17 protein-coding genes are annotated in these 18785 nt (G+C 65.7%); all 17 read left to right on the top strand.

Annotation, left to right across the window (positions count from 1 at the left end):
- Positions 1 to 15 precede the first annotated feature (15 nt).
- From ENE74_RS07300 to ftsZ, 17 genes are read left to right on the top strand one after another with little or no spacing between them, the layout of a single operon-like run.
- On the top strand, positions 16 to 525 hold the full coding sequence (locus tag ENE74_RS07300; protein ID WP_241241875.1) for a division/cell wall cluster transcriptional repressor MraZ: 510 nt from the start codon (positions 16 to 18) through the stop codon (positions 523 to 525).
- Positions 522 to 1502, top strand: coding sequence for a 16S rRNA (cytosine(1402)-N(4))-methyltransferase RsmH (gene rsmH, locus ENE74_RS07305; protein ID WP_127690223.1), 981 nt, complete (start codon positions 522 to 524; stop codon positions 1500 to 1502). Before ENE74_RS07300 ends, rsmH begins: the two co-directional genes overlap by 4 nt.
- Positions 1499 to 2140, top strand: a complete 642-nt coding sequence (locus tag ENE74_RS07310; RefSeq protein ID WP_127690224.1) for a colicin transporter — start codon at positions 1499 to 1501, stop codon at positions 2138 to 2140. Before rsmH ends, ENE74_RS07310 begins: the two co-directional genes overlap by 4 nt.
- A complete protein-coding gene (locus ENE74_RS07315; RefSeq protein WP_127690225.1) occupies positions 2140 to 3846 on the top strand; it encodes a peptidoglycan D,D-transpeptidase FtsI family protein in 1707 nt (568 codons plus the stop codon). The genes ENE74_RS07310 and ENE74_RS07315 overlap by 1 nt, the downstream gene beginning before the upstream one ends.
- Positions 3846 to 5273: a UDP-N-acetylmuramoyl-L-alanyl-D-glutamate--2,6-diaminopimelate ligase gene (locus ENE74_RS07320; RefSeq protein WP_127690599.1), complete on the top strand. Its 1428-nt coding sequence runs from the start codon at positions 3846 to 3848 to the stop codon at positions 5271 to 5273. The genes ENE74_RS07315 and ENE74_RS07320 overlap by 1 nt, the downstream gene beginning before the upstream one ends.
- A gap of 40 nt (positions 5274 to 5313) precedes the next feature.
- Positions 5314 to 6714 carry a UDP-N-acetylmuramoyl-tripeptide--D-alanyl-D-alanine ligase gene (locus ENE74_RS07325; RefSeq protein ID WP_127690226.1) on the top strand — a complete coding sequence of 467 codons (1401 nt, stop codon included), beginning with the start codon at positions 5314 to 5316 and terminating at the stop codon, positions 6712 to 6714.
- Positions 6714 to 7784, top strand: coding sequence for a phospho-N-acetylmuramoyl-pentapeptide-transferase (gene mraY / locus ENE74_RS07330; RefSeq protein ID WP_127690227.1), 1071 nt, complete (start codon positions 6714 to 6716; stop codon positions 7782 to 7784). Before ENE74_RS07325 ends, mraY begins: the two co-directional genes overlap by 1 nt.
- Entirely contained in the window at positions 7781 to 9169 is a 1389-nt protein-coding gene (murD, locus tag ENE74_RS07335) for a UDP-N-acetylmuramoyl-L-alanine--D-glutamate ligase (protein WP_127690228.1), read from the top strand. Before mraY ends, murD begins: the two co-directional genes overlap by 4 nt.
- Complete coding sequence (locus ENE74_RS07340) at positions 9162 to 10379, top strand: FtsW/RodA/SpoVE family cell cycle protein (RefSeq protein ID WP_127690229.1); 1218 nt, start codon at positions 9162 to 9164, stop codon at positions 10377 to 10379. Before murD ends, ENE74_RS07340 begins: the two co-directional genes overlap by 8 nt.
- A complete protein-coding gene (gene murG / locus ENE74_RS07345) occupies positions 10376 to 11545 on the top strand; it encodes an undecaprenyldiphospho-muramoylpentapeptide beta-N-acetylglucosaminyltransferase (RefSeq protein ID WP_127690230.1) in 1170 nt (389 codons plus the stop codon). Before ENE74_RS07340 ends, murG begins: the two co-directional genes overlap by 4 nt.
- A complete protein-coding gene (gene murC, locus ENE74_RS07350; protein WP_127690231.1) occupies positions 11542 to 12972 on the top strand; it encodes a UDP-N-acetylmuramate--L-alanine ligase in 1431 nt (476 codons plus the stop codon). Before murG ends, murC begins: the two co-directional genes overlap by 4 nt.
- A 22-nt stretch (positions 12973 to 12994) precedes the next feature.
- Positions 12995 to 13999 carry a UDP-N-acetylmuramate dehydrogenase gene (gene murB / locus ENE74_RS07355; RefSeq protein WP_127690232.1) on the top strand — a complete coding sequence of 335 codons (1005 nt, stop codon included), beginning with the start codon at positions 12995 to 12997 and terminating at the stop codon, positions 13997 to 13999.
- The gene (locus tag ENE74_RS07360; RefSeq protein WP_127690233.1) at positions 13996 to 14937 is read left to right on the top strand and encodes a D-alanine--D-alanine ligase; all 942 of its coding nucleotides are present in this window, start codon (positions 13996 to 13998) and stop codon (positions 14935 to 14937) included. The genes murB and ENE74_RS07360 overlap by 4 nt, the downstream gene beginning before the upstream one ends.
- The gene (locus ENE74_RS07365; protein WP_127690234.1) at positions 14934 to 15884 is read left to right on the top strand and encodes a cell division protein FtsQ/DivIB; all 951 of its coding nucleotides are present in this window, start codon (positions 14934 to 14936) and stop codon (positions 15882 to 15884) included. Before ENE74_RS07360 ends, ENE74_RS07365 begins: the two co-directional genes overlap by 4 nt.
- Positions 15885 to 15888: 4 nt before the next feature.
- Positions 15889 to 17151: a cell division protein FtsA gene (gene ftsA, locus ENE74_RS07370; RefSeq protein WP_127690235.1), complete on the top strand. Its 1263-nt coding sequence runs from the start codon at positions 15889 to 15891 to the stop codon at positions 17149 to 17151.
- Positions 17151 to 17279 (top strand): hypothetical protein, encoded by a 129-nt coding sequence (locus tag ENE74_RS18650; protein ID WP_277601360.1) that lies wholly within the window; start codon positions 17151 to 17153, stop codon positions 17277 to 17279. The genes ftsA and ENE74_RS18650 overlap by 1 nt, the downstream gene beginning before the upstream one ends.
- A complete protein-coding gene (ftsZ, locus tag ENE74_RS07375) occupies positions 17276 to 18715 on the top strand; it encodes a cell division protein FtsZ (RefSeq protein ID WP_127690236.1) in 1440 nt (479 codons plus the stop codon). Before ENE74_RS18650 ends, ftsZ begins: the two co-directional genes overlap by 4 nt.
- Positions 18716 to 18785 lie beyond the last annotated feature (70 nt).

The raw sequence follows: 18785 nt of genomic DNA on the forward strand, positions 1-18785 counted from the left end.
TCGGCAGGAAAGGGATTGGGCGGTTTTCTCGTGACGAGCAGCATACTCTTCTCGGGTAACGCCTTCAGCCTAGCCGACGGCAAGGGCCGCTTTGTCCTGCCTCTCGACATGCGCAAACAGGTGAAGCTCGGCAGCGGCGGCGAGAACCGCCTGGTGACCTCGTTCCATGGCAAACACCCCTGTGCCACGGGCTTCGGCACCATCTTTCGCCAGCAGCAGGAAGACGCCATCGCTGCGCGCGCACTCGCGGCCATGACGCGCGGCGAGGATTACGACGAGGATGGCGCGCGCGAAAAGCTGTTCCCGCTGATGGACGAAATCAATTTCGACGATGGCGGCCGCTTTTTCCTGCCCGAAGACCTGAAAGAGGTGAGCGGCATCAGCGACGCGATCTTTTTCGTCGGCGTCAGCCGGTACATCCAGTTGTGGGACCCGGCAGCCTATGAGGCCAGCCCCGATGGCCATGCCCTGCTGAAGGCGAAATGCCGCCGCTTTCTGGCGGAACGGGCCGAGGCGCGGCCATGATAGCGCCTGACCCGTCCGGCCCGCAGTCGGGCGACGCGCCGCACGTTCCCGTGCTGCTGGCCGAAGTGCTGGATGCGCTCGCCATAAGCCCCGGCGAAACGCATGTCGATGGCACCTTCGGCGCGGGCGGATACAGCCGGGCCATGGCGGCGCAGGGTGCGCGCGTCATCGCGTTCGACCGTGATCCCGACGCCATTCGCGAAGGCGCCGATCTTGCGGACGCGGCAGGGATCACGCTGATCGAAGGCACCTTCTCCCGGATGGAGGCGTTGCTGGCGGATGCCGCCGTTGCCCGCGTGTCCGGCGTCACGCTCGACATCGGGGTGTCCTCCATGCAGCTCGACCGCGCCGATCGCGGCTTTTCCTTTCAGGCGGACGGGCCACTCGACATGCGGATGAGCAAGGCGGGCACCAGCGCAGCCGATTTCCTGAACGATGCACCCGAAGATACGATAGCCGATGTGATCTATCGCTATGGCGAGGAACCCAAATCGCGCCGTATCGCGCGCTTCATCGTTGCCGCGCGGCCACTGACGCGCACCGGCGAGCTGGCCGCGGTCGTGCGCCGCGCGCTGGGCCACAAGCCGCATGACAAGAAGGATCCCGCGACCCGCGTGTTCCAGGCAATCCGCATTCACCTCAACCAGGAGCTTGAGGAGCTGGAACGGGGCCTGGAAGCCGCCGAAGCGGTGCTGGAGCCGGGTGGACGCCTCGCCATCGTGACTTTTCACAGTCTTGAAGACCGTATCGTCAAGCAATTCCTGCGGCGCAAGAGCGGCGGCGAGGCGGCGGGATCGCGCCATCTGCCGATGCAAATGGCAACGGCCGCGCCGACCTTTGCCAAGCCCGCCCGCGCCGTGCGCGCCGGTCCGGCCGAGCTGGCCCGCAATCCGCGTGCCCGGTCCGCCACCTTGCGCAGCGCAGTACGGACCGACGCGCCGGTTGCGTGCGCTTTGGTATCGGGAGTGCGCGTATGATCGCCGTCAAACGCCTGCAAAGCCTGTTCTGGGTGCTGCTTGTCACGCTCGGCGCGCTCGCCGCCTATATGGTGTCCCTGCGCGCCGCGACCGAGCGCAACGAGCTGAACCGGGTGCGCAGCCAGATCGCCCAGACGCGCGGCGAAATCCGCTATCTGGAGACCGAGTTCAGCGCCCGCGCGAGCCTGCGTCAGCTCGAACGCTGGAATGCCGAGGATTTCCGCTATTCGACGCCTGCGGCCGGGCAGTATCTGGACGGGGAGCGGGCACTGGCGCGCCTCGATGGCGTGCAGCCCAACGGCCCTGCCTATGTCGCGCCGCCGGTGATGACGGCCATGGTGCAGTCCCCCGCCGACCTTCCGGCCCCGGTGCAGGCAGCGCAGACCAGCCCGGCGGCGACCCAGATCCGTAGCGACATTGCCATCATCCGCACCGCGCAGGCCGCCGACAAGGTGCCGAATCTGCCACGCGCCGCAACGCCGACTGCCGAGCGGGCAAAGGCGGAGGCTGCGCGGCCCGGACCAGTCGCCCGCACCGCAGAGCGGATGGCGATGCTCGATTCCAAACTGCTGGACGAGCGGACATTGGGTGATCTTTCGGCACGGGCGGACAGCGAAAAACGCAAGGTGGCGCGTTAATGGCCACATTGGTCGTCCGCCCCGACAGGCCGCGTACCGGCACCGATCGCGTTTCCCTGACTGCACTCGCGCATCAGCGCCTGATGCTGCTGCTGCTGCTGTTCGTGGCGATAACGGGGCTGATCGCGGTGCGGCTGGTGTGGATGGGCGCGTTTTCCGGCTATGGGCCGCGGACTGCCGCCACGGCGGGTCTGTTGCCGCGCGCCGACATCGTGGATCGCAATGGCGTGCCGCTGGCGCGCACCATGGACGGCTATTCCATTTCGGTGCGGCCCGACCGGCTGATCGGCGATCCGGCCGAACTCGCGCGCAAGCTCAACGAGATTTTCCCCGACGAAAGCGCCGCCGATTTCTATCGGAAGCTGACCGGCAAGGGCTGGGCCTATCTGCGCAAGCGGGCGCTGCCGGAGCAGGTCGCCGCCGTCAACCGGCTGGGCGAAGTGGGGATAGAGTTTCCGCGCGAGAAAGAGCGCGTCTATCCGCAGCGCACGCTGGCCGCGCATGTGCTGGGCTTCGTGCCGGGTGACGCAGGCGGCGGCATGGGCGTGGAAATGGCGTTCAACGATCGGCTGATCGATGCGGGCCTGCGCGGCAAGCCGTTCGCCCTGTCGATCGATACGCGCGTGCAGGCGGCGCTAGAAAGCGAACTCTATCAGCAGATGGTGGCGCAGCAGGCGCGCGGTGCAGGCGGCATCATTCTGGACGCGAACACCGGCGAAGTCATCGCCATGGCATCGCTGCCGGTGTTCGACCCCAACAAGCTGGTCAAGGATACCGCCCGCAACTGCAACGATTCGGCGCGCTGCAACGACATGGTGCAATCACGCTATGAGCTCGGTTCGACGTTCAAGCCGCTGGCGATCGCGGCGGCGATGGACCATGGAACCGTGACGTCGATGGCGAAACGCTATGACGCGACCGCGCCGCTGCCGATCGGCGGGTTCAGGATCAAGGACGATCACCCGCTGGGCCGTTGGCTCAACGTGCCCGAAACGCTGGTCCACAGCTCCAACATCGCGACCGCCCGGATCGCCGACGAAATGGGTGCCGCGCCGCTTCAGGCCCTGTTCCGATCGCTGGAGTTCGACCGCCGGTCCAGCATCGAGCTGCGCGAGCGCGCGGGGACGCTGTGGCCCTCGACCTGGGGCCGGATCACGACGATGACGGTATCCTACGGCCACGGCATCGCGGTGACGCCGATGCATCTCGCGAGCGCCTATGCCGCGCTGGTCAACGGCGGCATCTGGCGGCCGGCGACATTGCGGCGGCTTTCCGAAGCCGAAGTGCCCAAGGGGCGCCGGGTGTTCACTGCCGCCACCAGCGCACGGATGCGGCAACTCTTGCGCATGATCGTCGCCGCCGGTACGGGCCGCAGTGCCGACGCGAAGGGTTTCCGGGTCGGCGGCAAGACCGGCTCTGCCGAAAAGCCGTTCGAGGGAGGCTATGCCCATCATTCGCTCGTCACCACATTTGCGGCGGCCTTTCCGATGGACAACCCCAAATATGTGGTGCTGACGATGATGGACGAGCCGAAAGGCAATGCCGAGACGTTCGGCCTGCGCACCGCCGCATGGACAGCTTCGCCTGTGGTGAAGCGCGTGGTCGAGCGGGTCGGGCCGATGCTGGGCGTCTATCCCGACGAGCGCCGCGACGTGGACATTTCGGAATTGATGCCGCTGCTGTGGAAGGCCAAGGGTGAAGAATGATGCGGCTCGATGCGCTGATTGACGGGCTGGACGCGACGCAGGGTGAAACCGGCGTCACCGGCTTTGCCATCGACCATCGCAAGGTTGCGCCGGGAACGGTGTTCGGCGCTTTCCCTGGCGCGCGCTTCAATGGCGAGGATTTCATCGCCGATGCAATCGCTGCCGGAGCCGTCGCCATCGTCGCGCGGCCGCAGGCGCAGGTCGCAGGGGCCGTGCATCTGGCGGACGGCGAACCGCGCCGTCTGTTCGCGCAGCTTGCCGCGCGGTTCTTCGCGCCCTTCCCGGACACGACGGTTGCGGTCACCGGCACCAACGGCAAGACATCGACGGTGGAGTTGACGCGCCAGCTCTGGCGGCTGATGGGCCAGAAGTCCGCCTCGATCGGAACGCTGGGCGTCACGACCGCAGTCGATCAGGTGTCGACGGGTCTGACCACGCCGGATATCGTAACGTTCCTGTCCAACATGTCGGGCCTGCGCCGCGAAGGCATTACCCATGCCGCGTTCGAGGCGTCGAGCCACGGTCTCGATCAGTTCCGCACCGAGGGCCTGCCGGTGCAGGCAGGGGCGTTCACCAACCTCAGCCGCGATCATCTCGACTATCATGGCGACATGGACCGCTATTTCGATGCCAAGATGCGGCTGTTCGATGAAGTCGTGGCCGACGGCGGGGCAGCGGTGATCTGGGCCGATGATGCCCGATCGGCCGATGTCGCGGCGCGGGCGTCGCAGCGGGGCTTGCGCATCCTGACGGTCGGGACGCTGGGCACGGCGCTCAAGCTGGTCGAGCGGACGCCGACGCATCTTGGGCAGACGATGATCGTCGAGGCCGATGGCCAGCGACACAGGATCGACCTGCCGCTGATCGGTGCCTATCAGGCGGCCAATGCGCTGGTGTCGGCGGGTCTTGTCATCGCGACGGGCGGCGACACGGCAAAGGTGCTGGCGTTTCTGAGCCGCGTACAGCCGGTGCGCGGGCGGCTGGAGCGCGCCGTGCTGACGAAGGCGGGCGCGCCGGTCTATGTCGATTATGCGCATACGCCCGATGGTTTGCGCGCCGCTATCGAAGCGTTGCGGCCGCACACGCGGGGCAAGCTGATCGTGCTGTTCGGTGCGGGCGGCGATCGCGACGCGGGAAAGCGCCCGCAAATGGGGAAAGTCGCGACCGATCTGGCCGATGCCGTCATCGTGACCGACGACAATCCGCGCTCTGAGGAACCTTCCGCCATCCGGGCCGCGATCATGGCCGGTGCGCCCGGTGCCATCGAAATCGGCGGGCGGCGCGCGGCGATCGCCGCGGCGGTCGCGCAGGCCGGGACGGACGATATCGTGCTGCTGGCGGGCAAGGGGCATGAACAGGGCCAGATAATCGGTGATCGTGTGCTGCCCTTCGACGATGTGACGGTCGCGCGGGAGTGTGCGGAGTGATGGTTGCCCATGCCCTTATCCGTTCGGGTGCAGGAACGCCGTGACGCCCCTCTGGACCTCCGATGAAATCGCGGCGGCGGTGGGCGGAAAAGCGTCTGCCGCTTTTGCTGTTTCGGGTGTCGCCTTCGACAGCCGCGAAGTCGGCCCCGGCGATCTGTTCGTCGCAATGAAGGGCGAAGCGGCCGATGGCCATGCCTATGTCGATACCGCTTTTGCCGCCGGTGCCGCAGGTGCGATCGTCAGCACGCCCGTTGCCGGACCGCATGTTCTTGTCGAGGACAGCTTTGCCGCCCTGCGGGCATTGGGCAAGGCGGCCCGCGCGCGCGGCTCGGCGCAGATCGTCGGCGTGACCGGATCGGTCGGTAAGACAGGTACGAAGGAGGCGCTGTTCCATGCCCTCGACCGGGCCGGACCCGGCGGCGCCCATCGTTCGGTCAAAAGTTACAACAATCATGTCGGCGTGCCGCTCAGCCTGGCGCGTATGCCGCGCGACAGCGCCTTCGGCGTGTTCGAAATGGGGATGAACCATGCCGGCGAACTGGCCGATCTGACCCGGCTGGTCCGACCGAACGTCGCCATCATCACGGCCATCGCACCTGCCCATATCGAGTTTTTCGACTCTGAAGAGGGCATTGCCGACGCAAAGGCCGAAATCTTCGAGGGTCTGGAGCCGGGCGGCACCGCGATCATTCCCTATGACAGCCCGCACGCGACGCGCCTTTACAACAAGGCGGAGCGCCATGCCGCGCGCATCTGGACCTTCGGCACGGGCAAGGGCGCCGATGTTCGCGCGATCGAAGCCGTGCCGTCCGAAAGCGGCGGCACGCTGGTCACCGCGACGCTGCCGGGGGCCGATATCTGCTTTACCATCGGCGCGCCGGGCGATCACTGGGTCGGCAATGCACTGGCCGTGCTGGCCGCTGTCGAGGCGGTCGGCGGCGATCTCGCGGCGGCGGGACTGGCGCTGGCCGAACTGCCGGGCCTGCCGGGGCGTGGCGCGCGGACCATCCTGCATGTCGACGGGCGGCAGGCGCTGCTGATCGACGAAAGCTATAACGCCAATCCGCTGTCGATGGCGGCGACGCTGCGATCGCTGTCCCGCGAAAAGGCGGTGCGCCGGGTGGCGGTGCTGGGCGCGATGAAGGAACTGGGCACACGCAGCGCCGATCTGCACGCCGGGCTTGGCGATCCGATCGAAGCGGCGCGTGTCGATTATGCCATTCTGGTCGGGCCGGACATGGCGCCGCTGGCAGAGCGGCTTGCCGGAAGCGTGTCTGTCGCGCATGTGGCCGATGCGGATGGCGCGCGGGCGCTACTGCGCGATGCGGTGCAACCGGGCGATGCGATATTGGTGAAGGGGTCCAACAGCATCGGCCTGTCTCGCGTCGTCGCTGCGGTCACGGCCGCTTATGCCGCCAAAGCCGATGGAGAGCAGGCGTAATGTTATACTGGCTTGCCGAAATGCTGGATTTTCAGGGCATCCTGAACCTCGTCCGCTATTTCAGCTTCCGCACCGGCGCGGCGATCGTGACGGCGCTGGCGATCGGCCTCATCATCGGCCCGCGTTTCATCGGCTGGTTGCGCGTCCGTCAGGGCAAGGGGCAGCCGATCCGCGAGGACGGGCCGCAGACGCATCTGGCCAAGCGCGGCACACCGACCATGGGCGGCCTGATGATCCTGACATCGATGATCGTGTCGGTTCTGCTGTGGATGAACCTGTCATCCGTCTATGTCTGGGCCTGCATCTCGGTCACGCTGGGTTTCGGGGCTATCGGGTTCATGGACGATTATGACAAGGTGACCAAGGCGAGCCACAAGGGCCTGTCGGGCCGCCTGCGGCTGCTGTGCGAGTTTGCCATTGCCGGCTTTGCCGCCTGGCTGATCGTGGGGCATAACGGCACGGCGCTCTACGTGCCGTTCTGGAATGGCCCGGCGATCGACCTGGGGCCGTTCTATTTCCTCTTCGCGGCCTTCGTGATCGTGGCGTTCGGCAATGCCGTCAATCTGACGGACGGGCTGGATGGCCTCGCCACCATGCCGGTCATCATCGCCAGCCTGGCCTTCATGCTGATCGTCTATCTCGTTGGCCGCGCCGATTTTGCGGCCTATCTCGGCATTCCGCATGTGCCGGGCGCAGGCGATCTCACCATATTGTGCGGGGCGATCGTGGGTGCGGGCCTCGCTTTCCTGTGGTTCAACGCGCCGCCCGCCGCCGTGTTCATGGGCGACACCGGCAGTCTTGCGCTGGGCGGCACGATCGGCGTGATCGCGGTCAGCGCGCATCACGAGATCGTGCTGGGCATCATCGGCGGTCTGTTCGTGGTCGAGGCGATGAGCGTTATCATCCAGGTGTTCTTTTACAAGCGCACCGGCCGCCGGGTATTCCGCATGGCGCCGATCCATCATCATTTCGAACAGCTCGGCTGGGCGGAATCGACCGTCGTCATCCGCTTCTGGATCATCGCCTTCGTCCTCGCACTCGCGGGCCTCGCGACGTTGAAGCTGCGGTGATCGTCTCGCGCGTCTTTGCGGGGAAGACCTATGCGGTGCTGGGCCTGGCGCGCAGTGGCCTCGCGACCGTGGACACGCTGGTCGCCAGCGGCGCGCGTGTGGTGGCATGGGACACGCGCGAGGAAGCGCAGGCGCTTGTCGTGGACAAGGCGGAGATCGCCGATCCGCTGACGATCGACCTTGCCGGGTTCGACGGAATCGTGGTGTCGCCGGGCGTCCCGCTCAATCGTCATCCGATCGCGCAGAAGGCGCGTGATGCGGGTGTGCCGGTGATCGGCGATATCGAACTGTTCGCGCTGGCCCGGCCGACCCTGCCGCCCCATCGCGTGGTCGGCATCACCGGGACGAACGGCAAGTCCACCACCACGGCGCTGATCCACCATATCATCGCAAGCGCGGGCATCCCGACGGCGATGGGCGGCAATATCGGCCTGCCGGTGCTGGGCGAAGAACCGCTGCCCGAAGGCGGCATCTATGTGCTGGAACTGTCGAGTTACCAGATCGACCTGACCTACAGCCTCGATTGCGATGTTGCGGTGCTGCTCAACATCACGCCGGATCATCTGGATCGCTATGAGGGGTTCGAGGGATATGTCGCGTCGAAGTTGCGGCTTTTTGAGATGATGAAGCCCCCACATATTGGGGTTCTGAATTGGCATACCGATTTTGGGAAAAAGTTATACCGCCAGCTTTCGGAAATCCATGAGTTCCGGATTTGGACAAATTACGACGATAATGCCGACGATCCTTACGAACTCTGGGGGGCGTTCGACGAAAACGGGCAAACTGCGTCGCGTGATCACCTGAGCACCCAAAAAGATTGGCCAGCTTTGCAAGGCCCACATAGTGCGCAGAATGCCATATCAGCGATATTGGCTTGTTCGGCGCTGGGGATAGCTGAAACCGTAATCAGTGACGCCCTGAAAACTTTCTCCAGCCTTCCGCACCGGATGCAGCGGGTCGCGCAAGTGAACGGTGTCCTCTACGTCAACGACAGCAAGGCGACCAACGCCGCGTCCACTGCCCCCGCGCTCGCCGCCTATCCGCCGGTCGATGGCCGTCCGCGCATCCACTGGATTTTGGGCGGCATCGCCAAGACGGACAATCTGGACGAGTGCGAACCCTATTTCCCCAACATCGCCCATGCCTATACCATCGGCGAGTCCGGCCATATGTTTGCTGATCTGCTGCGGCCGCATATGGTTGTGGACGACAGCGAAATGCTGCTGACCGCCGTGCGCCGCGCCGCGCGGATCGCCCAGCCTGGCGATGTCGTGCTGCTGTCGCCCGCCTGCGCCAGTTTCGACCAGTTCCGCGATTTCGAAGCGCGGGGTGACGCGTTCGTCGCGGCAGTCTCCGCGCTACAGGAGGGGCATGATGGCTAGCGGATCGTTCAAGCCCGGCCGCATCGTGCAGGGGCTGCGCGCCAAGACGGTGCCGCGTGAGCGCACCGCGCTCGCCATATGGTTCTGGGAAATCGACCGGGTGCTGTTGTCGCTGATCGCCGTCCTCATCGCCATCGGGCTGGTCGCGGTCGCCGCCGCATCTCCGGTCGCGGCGATCGACCGGTCGACCAGCACCGTCAGCGTCAACCCGCTCATCTATTTCTATCGCCAGCTCATGTGGGTGGGCATCGGCCTGCCGGTGATGCTCGTGATCTCCATGCTGCCCCGCACGCAGGCGCGGCGGCTGGCGCTGGCCATGTCGGCGATCTTCTTCGTCTGCCTGATGTTCGTGCCGCTGCTCGGCAGCACCATCAACGGCGCGCGGCGCTGGATCGACTTGCCGATCGGGCGGTTTCAGCCGTCGGAGTTTCTCAAGCCCACCTTCATCGTCACGCTGGCCTGGCTGCTGTCGCTCAAGGGGCGAGACGCGGCCTTGCCCGTGGTGCCGCTGACCGGCGTCATGACGCTGCTGATCGCCGCGCTGCTGATGCAGCAGCCCGATTTCGGCCAGACGGTCATTTTCTGCGGATGCTGGGCGGCGCTGCTGCTGCTCGCGGGCCAGTCGATGCGCTTCATGATCGGCATGGGCGGCGCAGGGCTGGCGGGTATTGTGGCCGTCTATCTGTTTTACGAGAACGGCCGCAACCGCATCAACGACTTTCTGGGGCTGGGCGTCGCGGCAGATACCGGTCCCGATCAGGCCGATCTGGCGCACAAGACGATTACCAACGGCGGCTTTACCGGCGTGGGGCCGGGCGGGGGGCAGGCGAAGTTCAACCTGCCCGAAGCGCATACCGACTATATCTTCTCGGTGATCGGCGAGGAGTTCGGCCTGCTCGCCTGTATCGGCATTGCGGTCGTCTATCTGGCCATCGTCGTGCGGGTGCTGCTGCGCTTGCTCGACGAGGAAGACAATTTCATCATCCTTGCCGCCGCAGGCCTGACGACCGAGCTGGGGTTGCAGGCGATCATCAACATGGGGGTCAACGCCCATATATTTCCGTCGAAGGGGATGACGCTGCCCTTTATCAGCTATGGCGGCTCCTCTATGATCGCGCTTTGCATCGGGGTCGGCCTGTTGCTGGCGTTTACGCGCCGCAATCCCTTCATGGACCGCAGCCCCTATGTCGTGAAATGGAGCGGTCGATGAGCATTTCCCGTCACTTCGTTCTCGCAGCCGGCGGGACCGGGGGGCATATGATCCCTGCCTATGCCGTCGCGAAGGAGCTGACGGCGCGGGGCCATCATGTCGCGCTGGTCACCGATGCGCGCGGCGCGAAAATCCCCGGCATCTTCGCTGACATGCAGGTGCATGTGCTGCCCGCCGGGCGGTTGCAGGGCGGGCCGGTCGGCTGGCTGCGCGGGGGCAAGGCGATCCTCGCCGGTCGCGCGATGGCGATGCGCCTGTATGAGACGTTTCAGCCAACGGCGGTCGTCGGTTTCGGCGGCTATCCCGCCCTGCCCGCGCTGCTCGGCGCGATCAGCATGAAAATCCCGACGGCGCTGCATGAACAAAATGCCGTGCTGGGCCGCGTCAACCGGCTGTTGGCGGGCAAAGTCGATGCGATCGCCACGGCCTATCCCATCGTCGGGAAGCTGGCGGACAAGCATGCGGGCAAGGTCCATCTGATCGGCAATCCCGTGCGGGCCGAAGTGATGGCGTTGCGCGACGAGGAGTTTCCCCCGCTGACCGACGAAAGCGTGTTCCGCCTGCTCGTCACCGGCGGCAGTCAGGGGGCGACGGTGCTGTCCTCGGTCGTGCCGGATGGCCTCGCGCTGCTGCCCGTGGCGCTGCGTCGCCGCCTGCAAGTGACGCAGCAGTGCCGCCCGGACGACATCGAAAAGGTACGGGCGACCTATGCCGACCTTGAAATCCCGGCGGACCTTTCGACCTATATCGAAGACATGGCCGAAAAGCTGAACTGGGCGCATCTCGTCATCGCGCGTGCGGGGGCTTCGACGATCGCTGAACTCACGACGGCAGGTCGCCCGGCTATCCTCATTCCGCTGCCTTCGGCGATGGACGATCACCAGACCGCCAACGTCCGTGAGATGGTGGAGGCGGGCGGCGCGCGGTCGATCCCGCAGGCGCGTTTCACGCCGGTCGAACTGGCCAAGCAGCTGCAGAAAATGGCGATGGAACCCGGCGCCCTCGCCAATGCCGCCAAACGCGCGCGGGCCTGCGGCCGGCCCTATGCCGCGCGCGACATGGCAGACCTTCTCGAAAGCATTGGACAGGCCCCGATCATGAACGACCCCCTGCGGACGACGCCGCCCGCGCCCTCAACCCTGACGCTTCAGGGTGTCCCCGCATGAAGGGTGTCGCGACCGATATCGGCACGATTCACTTCATCGGCATCGGCGGCATCGGCATGTCCGGCATCGCCGAAGTGATGCACAACCTTGGCTACAAGGTGCAGGGCAGCGACGTCGCCGAAGGCTATGTGATCGAGGGGCTGCGGAAGAAGGGCATATCCGTCGCCATCGGGCACAAGGCGGAAAATCTGGGCGATGCGGCGGTGGTCGTTACCTCCACGGCGATCAAGCGCGGCAATCCCGAAGTCGAACTGGCGCTGGAAAGCCGCATTCCGGTGGTGCGCCGGGCGGAAATGCTGGCCGAACTCATGCGCCTCAAATCCACGGTCGCGATTGCGGGCACGCATGGCAAGACGACAACGACATCGATGGTGGCCGCGCTGCTCGATGCCGGTGGCGTCGATCCCACGGTTATCAACGGCGGCATCATCAACAGCTATGGTTCCAACGCGCGGCTTGGCGCGTCCGACTGGATGGTGGTGGAGGCCGACGAAAGCGATGGCAGCTTCCTGCGTCTCGACGGCACCATCGCAGTGGTGACGAATATCGACCCGGAACATCTCGACCATTATGGCAGCTTCGATGCGGTGAAGGACGCCTTCGTCGACTTCATCGAGAATGTGCCGTTCTACGGCGCGGCGATCGTCTGTCTCGATCATCCCGAAGTGCAGGCAATTCTGCCCCGCGTGCAGGACCGGCGCGTCGTGACCTATGGTTTTTCCGCGCAGGCGGATATTCGCGGGGACAATGTCGTTTCTTTCCCCGGCGGCAACCGGTTCGACGTGCAGGTGCGGGAACGGGACGGTTCGACGCGCAAGATCGAAGGCATCGAAATGCCGATGCCCGGTCGGCACAATGTGCTGAACGCCATGGCGGCCATCGGCGTCGCGCTGCAAATGGGTATCGACGACGCGACTATTCAGACTGGCTTTGCCAAGTTCGGCGGCGTCAAGCGGCGCTTTACGAAGGTCGGCGATATCGCCTTGCCCGGCGGCTCCGCGACCGTGATCGACGATTACGGCCATCATCCCGTCGAGATAAAGGCGGTGCTCGCGGCGGCACGCGAAGGGGCGCGGGGCCGGGTGATTGCGGTGGTCCAGCCGCATCGCTTCACGCGCCTGCGCGACCTGATGGATGACTTTCAGCAGGCGTTCAACGATGCCGATGTCGTTTATGCCGCGCCCGTCTATCCGGCGGGCGAGCAGCCGATCGAAGGGACCGACAGTGCCGCGATGGTCGCCGGTCTCAAGCGGCGCGGGCATCGCGCCGCCAGCGTGATCGACGGGCCGGAGGCGCTCGCCGCTGCGCTGGCCGCCGATCTGCAACCCGACGACATGGTGATCTGCCTTGGCGCGGGCGATATCACGAAATGGGCGGCGGGCCTTGCCGCTGCCGTCACCGCGCAACTGCCGGAAACGGCGGCATGATCCCGTCGCGGACGGCCCGGACATGAGTGCGCTGGCCGACGCCCTTCCCGACGTGCGGGGGAAGCTGACGCCGGATGCGCCATTGGCGCCGCTTGTCTGGTTCAAGGCGGGCGGTGCGGCGCAATGGCTGTTCGAGCCAAAGGATGTTGACGATCTGGCGCATTTTCTCGGTACGCTCGATCCGGCGATCCCGGTGATGGCGCTGGGCCTCGGGTCCAACATGATCGTGCGCGACGGCGGCGTGCCGGGCGTGGTCATCCGGCTGGGCAAGGCTTTTTCCTATGCCAATCCCGACGGCCTGACACTGACCTGCGGCGGCGGCACGTCGGGCATTTTGGTGGCGTCCACGGCGCGCGACGCGGGGATCGCGGGCGTCGAGTTTTTGCGCAGTATTCCCGGCACCGTCGGCGGTTTCGTGCGGATGAACGGCGGCGCTTACGGGCGCGAAACGTGCGACATATTGGTCGCATGCGATGTCGTCCTGCGGTCGGGGGAGCGGGTGACTCTCTCCAACGCGGAGCTTGGTTACACCTATCGTCACTCGACCCTGCCCGAGGGGGCGATCGTGGTGTCGGCGATCTTTCGCGGCCATGCGGGCGATCCGCAAGTGATCCAGGCGGAAATGGACCGCATCGCCGCCGCGCGCGAGGAAAGCCAGCCGCTGCGCAGCCGCACCGGCGGATCGACGTTCAAGAATCCCGACGGGCACAAGGCCTGGGCGCTGATCGACCAGGCAGGGTGTCGCGGTCTGCGCCGCGGCGATGCGCAGGTCAGCGAGAAGCATTGCAACTTCCTGCTCAATCTCGGTGCGGCGACCAGCGCCGACATCGAGGCGCTGGGCGAGGAGGTGCGCGACAAGGTGAAGGCGGACAGCGGCGTCACCCTCGAATGGGAAATCCAGCGGATCGGGGTTTCGCTCCCTCTCCCCTTCAGAGGAGAGGGTCGGGGAGAGGGGGCTGTCAGCGCGTCTGATTACGGCGATGTCCCCCTCTCCCAACCCTCTCCCCTGAAGGGCAGAGGGCTATGAGCCGTGGCCCCTGGCATGTCGCTGTCCTTATGGGCGGCTGGTCGGCGGAGCGGCCCGTGTCGCTGTCCTCGGGCGAAGGGATCGCCAAGGCGCTGGAGTCGCGCGGCCATCGCGTCACGCGCATCGACATGGACCGCGATGTGGCGATCCGCCTGCACGAGGCAAAGCCCGATGTCGTGTTCAACGCGCTGCACGGCGTCCCCGGCGAGGACGGCACGGTGCAGGGCATGATGGACCTGATGGGGCTGCCCTACACGCACAGCGGCCTTGCCACGTCGGTGATCGCGATCGACAAGCAATTGACCAAGCAGGTGCTGGTGCCGCATGGCATTCCCATGCCCGGCGGGCATATGGTGGAGAGCACAAGCCTGTTCGAGCGCGATCCGATCTCGCGTCCCTATGTCGTGAAGCCCGTGAACGAAGGCTCCTCGGTCGGCGTCGCGATCGTCACCGAAGACAGCAATTTCGGCAACCCCATCCGCCGGGATGTCGAGGGGCCGTGGCAGCATTTCGCCGAACTGCTGGCCGAACCCTATATAAGGGGGCGCGAGCTGACGACCGCCGTGCTGGGCGACCGGGCGCTGCTTGTGACGGAGCTGCGGCCCAAAAGCGGCTTCTACGATTTCGACGCCAAATATACCGATGGGATGACGGACCATATCTGTCCGGCCGACATTCCCGATGACGTGACCGAGCAGTGCAAGGCGATCGCGCTGCGGGCGCATCAGCTGTTGGGGTGTAAAGGCGCGTCGCGATCGGACTTTCGCTGGGACGACACGCAGGGGATCGACGGGCTGTTTCTGCTGGAGGTCAACACCCAGCCGGGCATGACGCCACTCAGCCTCGTGCCCGAACAGGCGCTGAAACTGGGTATCGACTATGCCGAACTGGTCGAGCGGATTGTCGAGGATGCTTTGGCCGGGGGGCAGGGACTATGAGCGACGCACGTATCCGGCGCGGGAACACCAGCCGCCTGTCGCCGCGCGGCAGCAGCAGCACGGGCAATCGTGCGCCCAGCCGCAGCCGCGCGCTCAAGAAGCGCAGCCGCCTGGACCGGATCGTCGCAATGCTGCCGTTCAGCCACGCCACCTTGCAGCGGCTGATCAGCGGGTCGATCGTCGCCACGGTCGGCGGCGCCGCGGTGCTGGCGGCCAATTTCCTGGGCCTGCCCGCGATGGCACGGATGGAGTTTGCCAGCGCCATGGCAAAGGCCGGGTTCGAAGTCGCCAAGGTGGAAGTGCATGGCGTCGAGCGGATGGATGAGCTGGCCGTCTACACCATTGCGCTGGGGCAGGTGGACCGGTCCATGGTCAAAGTCGACCTGCCGAAACTGCGGCAGGATCTGATGACGCTCGGCTGGGTGAAGGACGCCCGCGTGTCCCGCCGCCTGCCCGATACGCTGGTCGTCGACATCGTGGAGCGACAGCCGGTTGCGGTATGGCAGCATGCCGGACGGCTCGATCTGATCGACGTCACGGGCACGGTGCTGCAATCGGTTTCGCTGTCCGACATGCCGGACCTGCCGCTGGTCGTCGGTCCGAACGCCAATCGCCAGACCGCGCGGCTCGGCATATTGCTTGATGCGGCACCGGCGCTCAAGCCGCTGCTGGCGGGCGCGACCTGGATTGGCGATCGCCGCTGGGATTTGCGCTTCCAGTCGGGTGAAACGCTGCTGTTGCCCGAAGGTGAGGCGGAAGCGGCGGCCGCGCTGGTCAATTTCGCGCGCATGGACGGATCGAACCGGCTGCTCGGGCGCGGTATCGTGCGCTTCGACATGCGTGATCCCGACAAGTTCGTGCTGCGCCTGCCGCAGGATCGGGCAACGAAGGACGAGAAGGCCGACGATCGAAAGATCGCGATCGCCAGCCGGGATGGGGAGGTCTGACAGAATGCCGCCGCCGAAAGTCGAAAAGCTCGTTACCGCCGTCGATATCGGATCGTGGAAAGTGTCGGCGCTGATCGCGGGACGCACCGAAGCGGGCGAACTGACCATATTGGGCACCGGTCAGCGCGAAAGCCGGGGTGTGCGGCGCGGCTATATTGCCGATATGGAACGCACCGAAATGGCGGTGCGCGAGACCGTGGAACAGGCCGAACGTGTTGCGGGCCTGAACATCGAGGATGTCTGGGTTTCCTTCTCCGGCGGCAGCCTGGTGAGCGATGTCGTCACCGTGGAACGCAATCTGGGCGGCTATCGCGTGGAACAGGCGGACATCGACGATCTGCTGACGACCGGGCGGCAGAGCATCGACCCGGACGGCCGCATCGTCCTGCATGCGCAGCCGACCTGCTTCACGCTCAACGGTACGCAGGGCGTGAAGCGTCCACTGGGCATGCATGCCGACAAGCTGGGCGTCGACATCCACGTTGTGCTCGCCGACGGTGCCCCGCTTGCGAATATGGAGATGTGCGTGCGCGGCGCCTATCTTGACGTCAACGCAATCGTCGCATCGCCGATCGCCACCGGCTTTGCCTGCCTGTCCGAGGAAGAGCGCGATCTGGGCGTCGCGTTGGTGGAGCTGGGCGCGGGCGTCACCAACGTCTCCCTCTACGTCGGCGGCATGCTGGTCGGGCTGCATTCGATCCCGATCGGCGCGGCGGACATCACGGACGATATCGCCTCCGCCTTCGGCATCCGCCGCAGCCAGGCGGAACGCATGAAATGCTTTTACGGATCGGCGATGCAGTCGCGCCGCGACTTCCGCGAGATGATCGAAGTCGCGCCGATTGCGGGGGATGCTGCGGCGGGCGAAGGCGGCAAGATCACCCGCGCCGCGCTCGTCAGCGTCATCACCGAACGGCTCAACCAGATCATGGCGGAAGTGAACGCGGCGCTGAAGGGCATGGGGTTCAACACGCCGGTCGGGCGTCAGGTGGTGCTGACCGGCGGCGGCGCGGAGATGAAGGGCATTGCCGATTATGCGCAAAGCGCACTGGGCCGGGCGGTGCGCATCGGTCGCCCGCGGGGCCTGGCCGCCCTGCCGGAGGCACACAGCGGTCCCGCTTTTGCCACGCTTGCCGGATTGGCGCTTTACGGCGCGGCCAATCCCGCCGACCTGCGCAGCATGACGCCGGCCGCGCAGACGGTGCACCGCATGGGCGCTTCGGGCTGGTGGCAGCGGATGATGGGTGTGTTGAAGGCCAACTATTGATGGCCAATTATAGTGCCGATGAAGCAAAGGTTGAAAAAGGTGATGAATTGCCTTTTCAACTGGTGCATGAAGTAAATGTTACGTTTCGTCCTCTGCCCGACGAAACTGAGGGAGCGTCAAGACTATGAGCATTGAAATCGGCCCGCCGCAGGTGGATGAGCTGAAGCCGCGGATTGCCGTCATCGGGGTCGGCGGGGCAGGGGGCAATGCCATCGCCAACATGATCGCGGCCTCGGTTGAGGGCGTTGACTTCATCGTCGCCAATACGGACGCGCAGGCGCTGAACGCCTCGCCTGCCGAACGCCGCATTCAGCTTGGCCCGCGCATCACCGAAGGGCTGGGTGCCGGGTCGCGCCCCGAAATCGGCCGCGCCGCGGCGGAAGAAACCATCGCGGCGGTCGAGGCTGCGCTGGAAGGCGCGCATATGTGCTTCATCGCAGCCGGCATGGGTGGCGGCACCGGCACCGGCGCTGCGCCAGTGATTGCGAAAGCGGCGCGGGACAAGGGCATATTGACTGTCGGTGTCGTGACCAAGCCGTTCACGTTCGAAGGCGCGCGCCGCGCTCGTTCCGCGGAATCCGGCATCGACGAATTGCAGAAGCATGTCGATACGCTGATCGTCATCCCCAACCAGAATCTGTTCCTCGTCGCCAACCCGAACACGACCTTCAAGGAAGCGTTCCAGATGGCTGACGAAGTGCTGCAACAGGGTGTGCGCGGCATTACCGACCTGATGGTCATGCCCGGTCTCATCAACCTCGACTTTGCCGACGTGCGCTCTGTCATGGGGGAAATGGGCAAGGCGATGATGGGCACCGGCGAAGCCGAAGGCGATGGCCGCGCGCTCCAGGCCGCCGAAAAGGCGATTGCCAACCCGCTGCTCGATGGCGTGTCGATGAAGGGCGCCAAGGGCGTGATCGTCTCCATCGTCGGGGGCGAGGACATGCGCCTGATGGAAGTCGATGAGGCGGCAAACCATATTCGCGAACTGGTCGATCCCGATGCGAACATCATCTGGGGCTCGGCGTTCAACGACAGCCTCAACGGCCGCATTCGCGTGTCGGTGGTGGCAACCGGCATCGACAGCGATGCCAGCCAGCCGGCCGCCGCGCCGACGCAGCCGTTCAGCTTCGCCTCTCGTCCGTCGGTCACGGTAACGCACAATGCGCCGCCGATGGATTTGCCGCTGGCCGCGCCCGAACCGGCGGACGTCGCCCCCGCGCCTGCCGCGCAGGAGGAGCCGCTCGATCTGGCTACGGCCGCCGAAACCATCGAGCCTGCGCCGCTCGCCGCGCCACTAGCAGCCCCGTCGCCGCCGGTCGTCATTTCCGACTTTCCAGAGGACAATAGCGAGCTTCTGCTGGGGGAAGATACGCAGGCTTCGACGCCCGCGCCTGCCGAACCGGCCCGCGCCGCACCGCGCGTCGCGACGGGTGGTGGCACCCTGTTCGAACGGATGTCGGGCCTGTCGCGCGGGATCGACAAGCCTGCCGAACCGGGTGAGGATGGCAAGCCCGGCGGTATCGATATTCCGCGCTTCCTCAATCGCCAGAATAACCAGTAACGCGCATAGCCACGCCGGACGGTCGCTTTCCTGCCGACCGTCCGGCATAGCGCGCGGATGATCGCACCAT

Origin of the sequence: Sphingobium algorifonticola, from assembly GCF_004005485.1 — a bacterium.
GTDB classification, from domain to species: domain Bacteria; phylum Pseudomonadota; class Alphaproteobacteria; order Sphingomonadales; family Sphingomonadaceae; genus Sphingobium; species Sphingobium algorifonticola.

What these genes read in the sequence shown, in the direction of transcription:
- ftsA (WP_127690235.1), top strand. Translation starts at nt 15,889, where the DNA reads ATGCCGCCGCCGAAAGTCGAAAAGCTCGTTACCGCCGTCGATATCGGA.
- murG (WP_127690230.1), top strand. Translation starts at nt 10,376, where the DNA reads ATGAGCATTTCCCGTCACTTCGTTCTCGCAGCCGGCGGGACCGGGGGG.
- ENE74_RS07320 (WP_127690599.1), top strand. Translation starts at nt 3,846, where the DNA reads ATGCGGCTCGATGCGCTGATTGACGGGCTGGACGCGACGCAGGGTGAA.
- ftsZ (WP_127690236.1), top strand. Translation starts at nt 17,276, where the DNA reads ATGAGCATTGAAATCGGCCCGCCGCAGGTGGATGAGCTGAAGCCGCGG.
- murB (WP_127690232.1), top strand. Translation starts at nt 12,995, where the DNA reads ATGAGTGCGCTGGCCGACGCCCTTCCCGACGTGCGGGGGAAGCTGACG.
- ENE74_RS07310 (WP_127690224.1), top strand. Translation starts at nt 1,499, where the DNA reads ATGATCGCCGTCAAACGCCTGCAAAGCCTGTTCTGGGTGCTGCTTGTC.
- ENE74_RS07365 (WP_127690234.1), top strand. Translation starts at nt 14,934, where the DNA reads ATGAGCGACGCACGTATCCGGCGCGGGAACACCAGCCGCCTGTCGCCG.
- murC (WP_127690231.1), top strand. Translation starts at nt 11,542, where the DNA reads ATGAAGGGTGTCGCGACCGATATCGGCACGATTCACTTCATCGGCATC.
- rsmH (WP_127690223.1), top strand. Translation starts at nt 522, where the DNA reads ATGATAGCGCCTGACCCGTCCGGCCCGCAGTCGGGCGACGCGCCGCAC.
- ENE74_RS18650 (WP_277601360.1), top strand. Translation starts at nt 17,151, where the DNA reads ATGGCCAATTATAGTGCCGATGAAGCAAAGGTTGAAAAAGGTGATGAA.
- ENE74_RS07340 (WP_127690229.1), top strand. Translation starts at nt 9,162, where the DNA reads ATGGCTAGCGGATCGTTCAAGCCCGGCCGCATCGTGCAGGGGCTGCGC.
- ENE74_RS07315 (WP_127690225.1), top strand. Translation starts at nt 2,140, where the DNA reads ATGGCCACATTGGTCGTCCGCCCCGACAGGCCGCGTACCGGCACCGAT.
- mraY (WP_127690227.1), top strand. Translation starts at nt 6,714, where the DNA reads ATGTTATACTGGCTTGCCGAAATGCTGGATTTTCAGGGCATCCTGAAC.
- ENE74_RS07360 (WP_127690233.1), top strand. Translation starts at nt 13,996, where the DNA reads ATGAGCCGTGGCCCCTGGCATGTCGCTGTCCTTATGGGCGGCTGGTCG.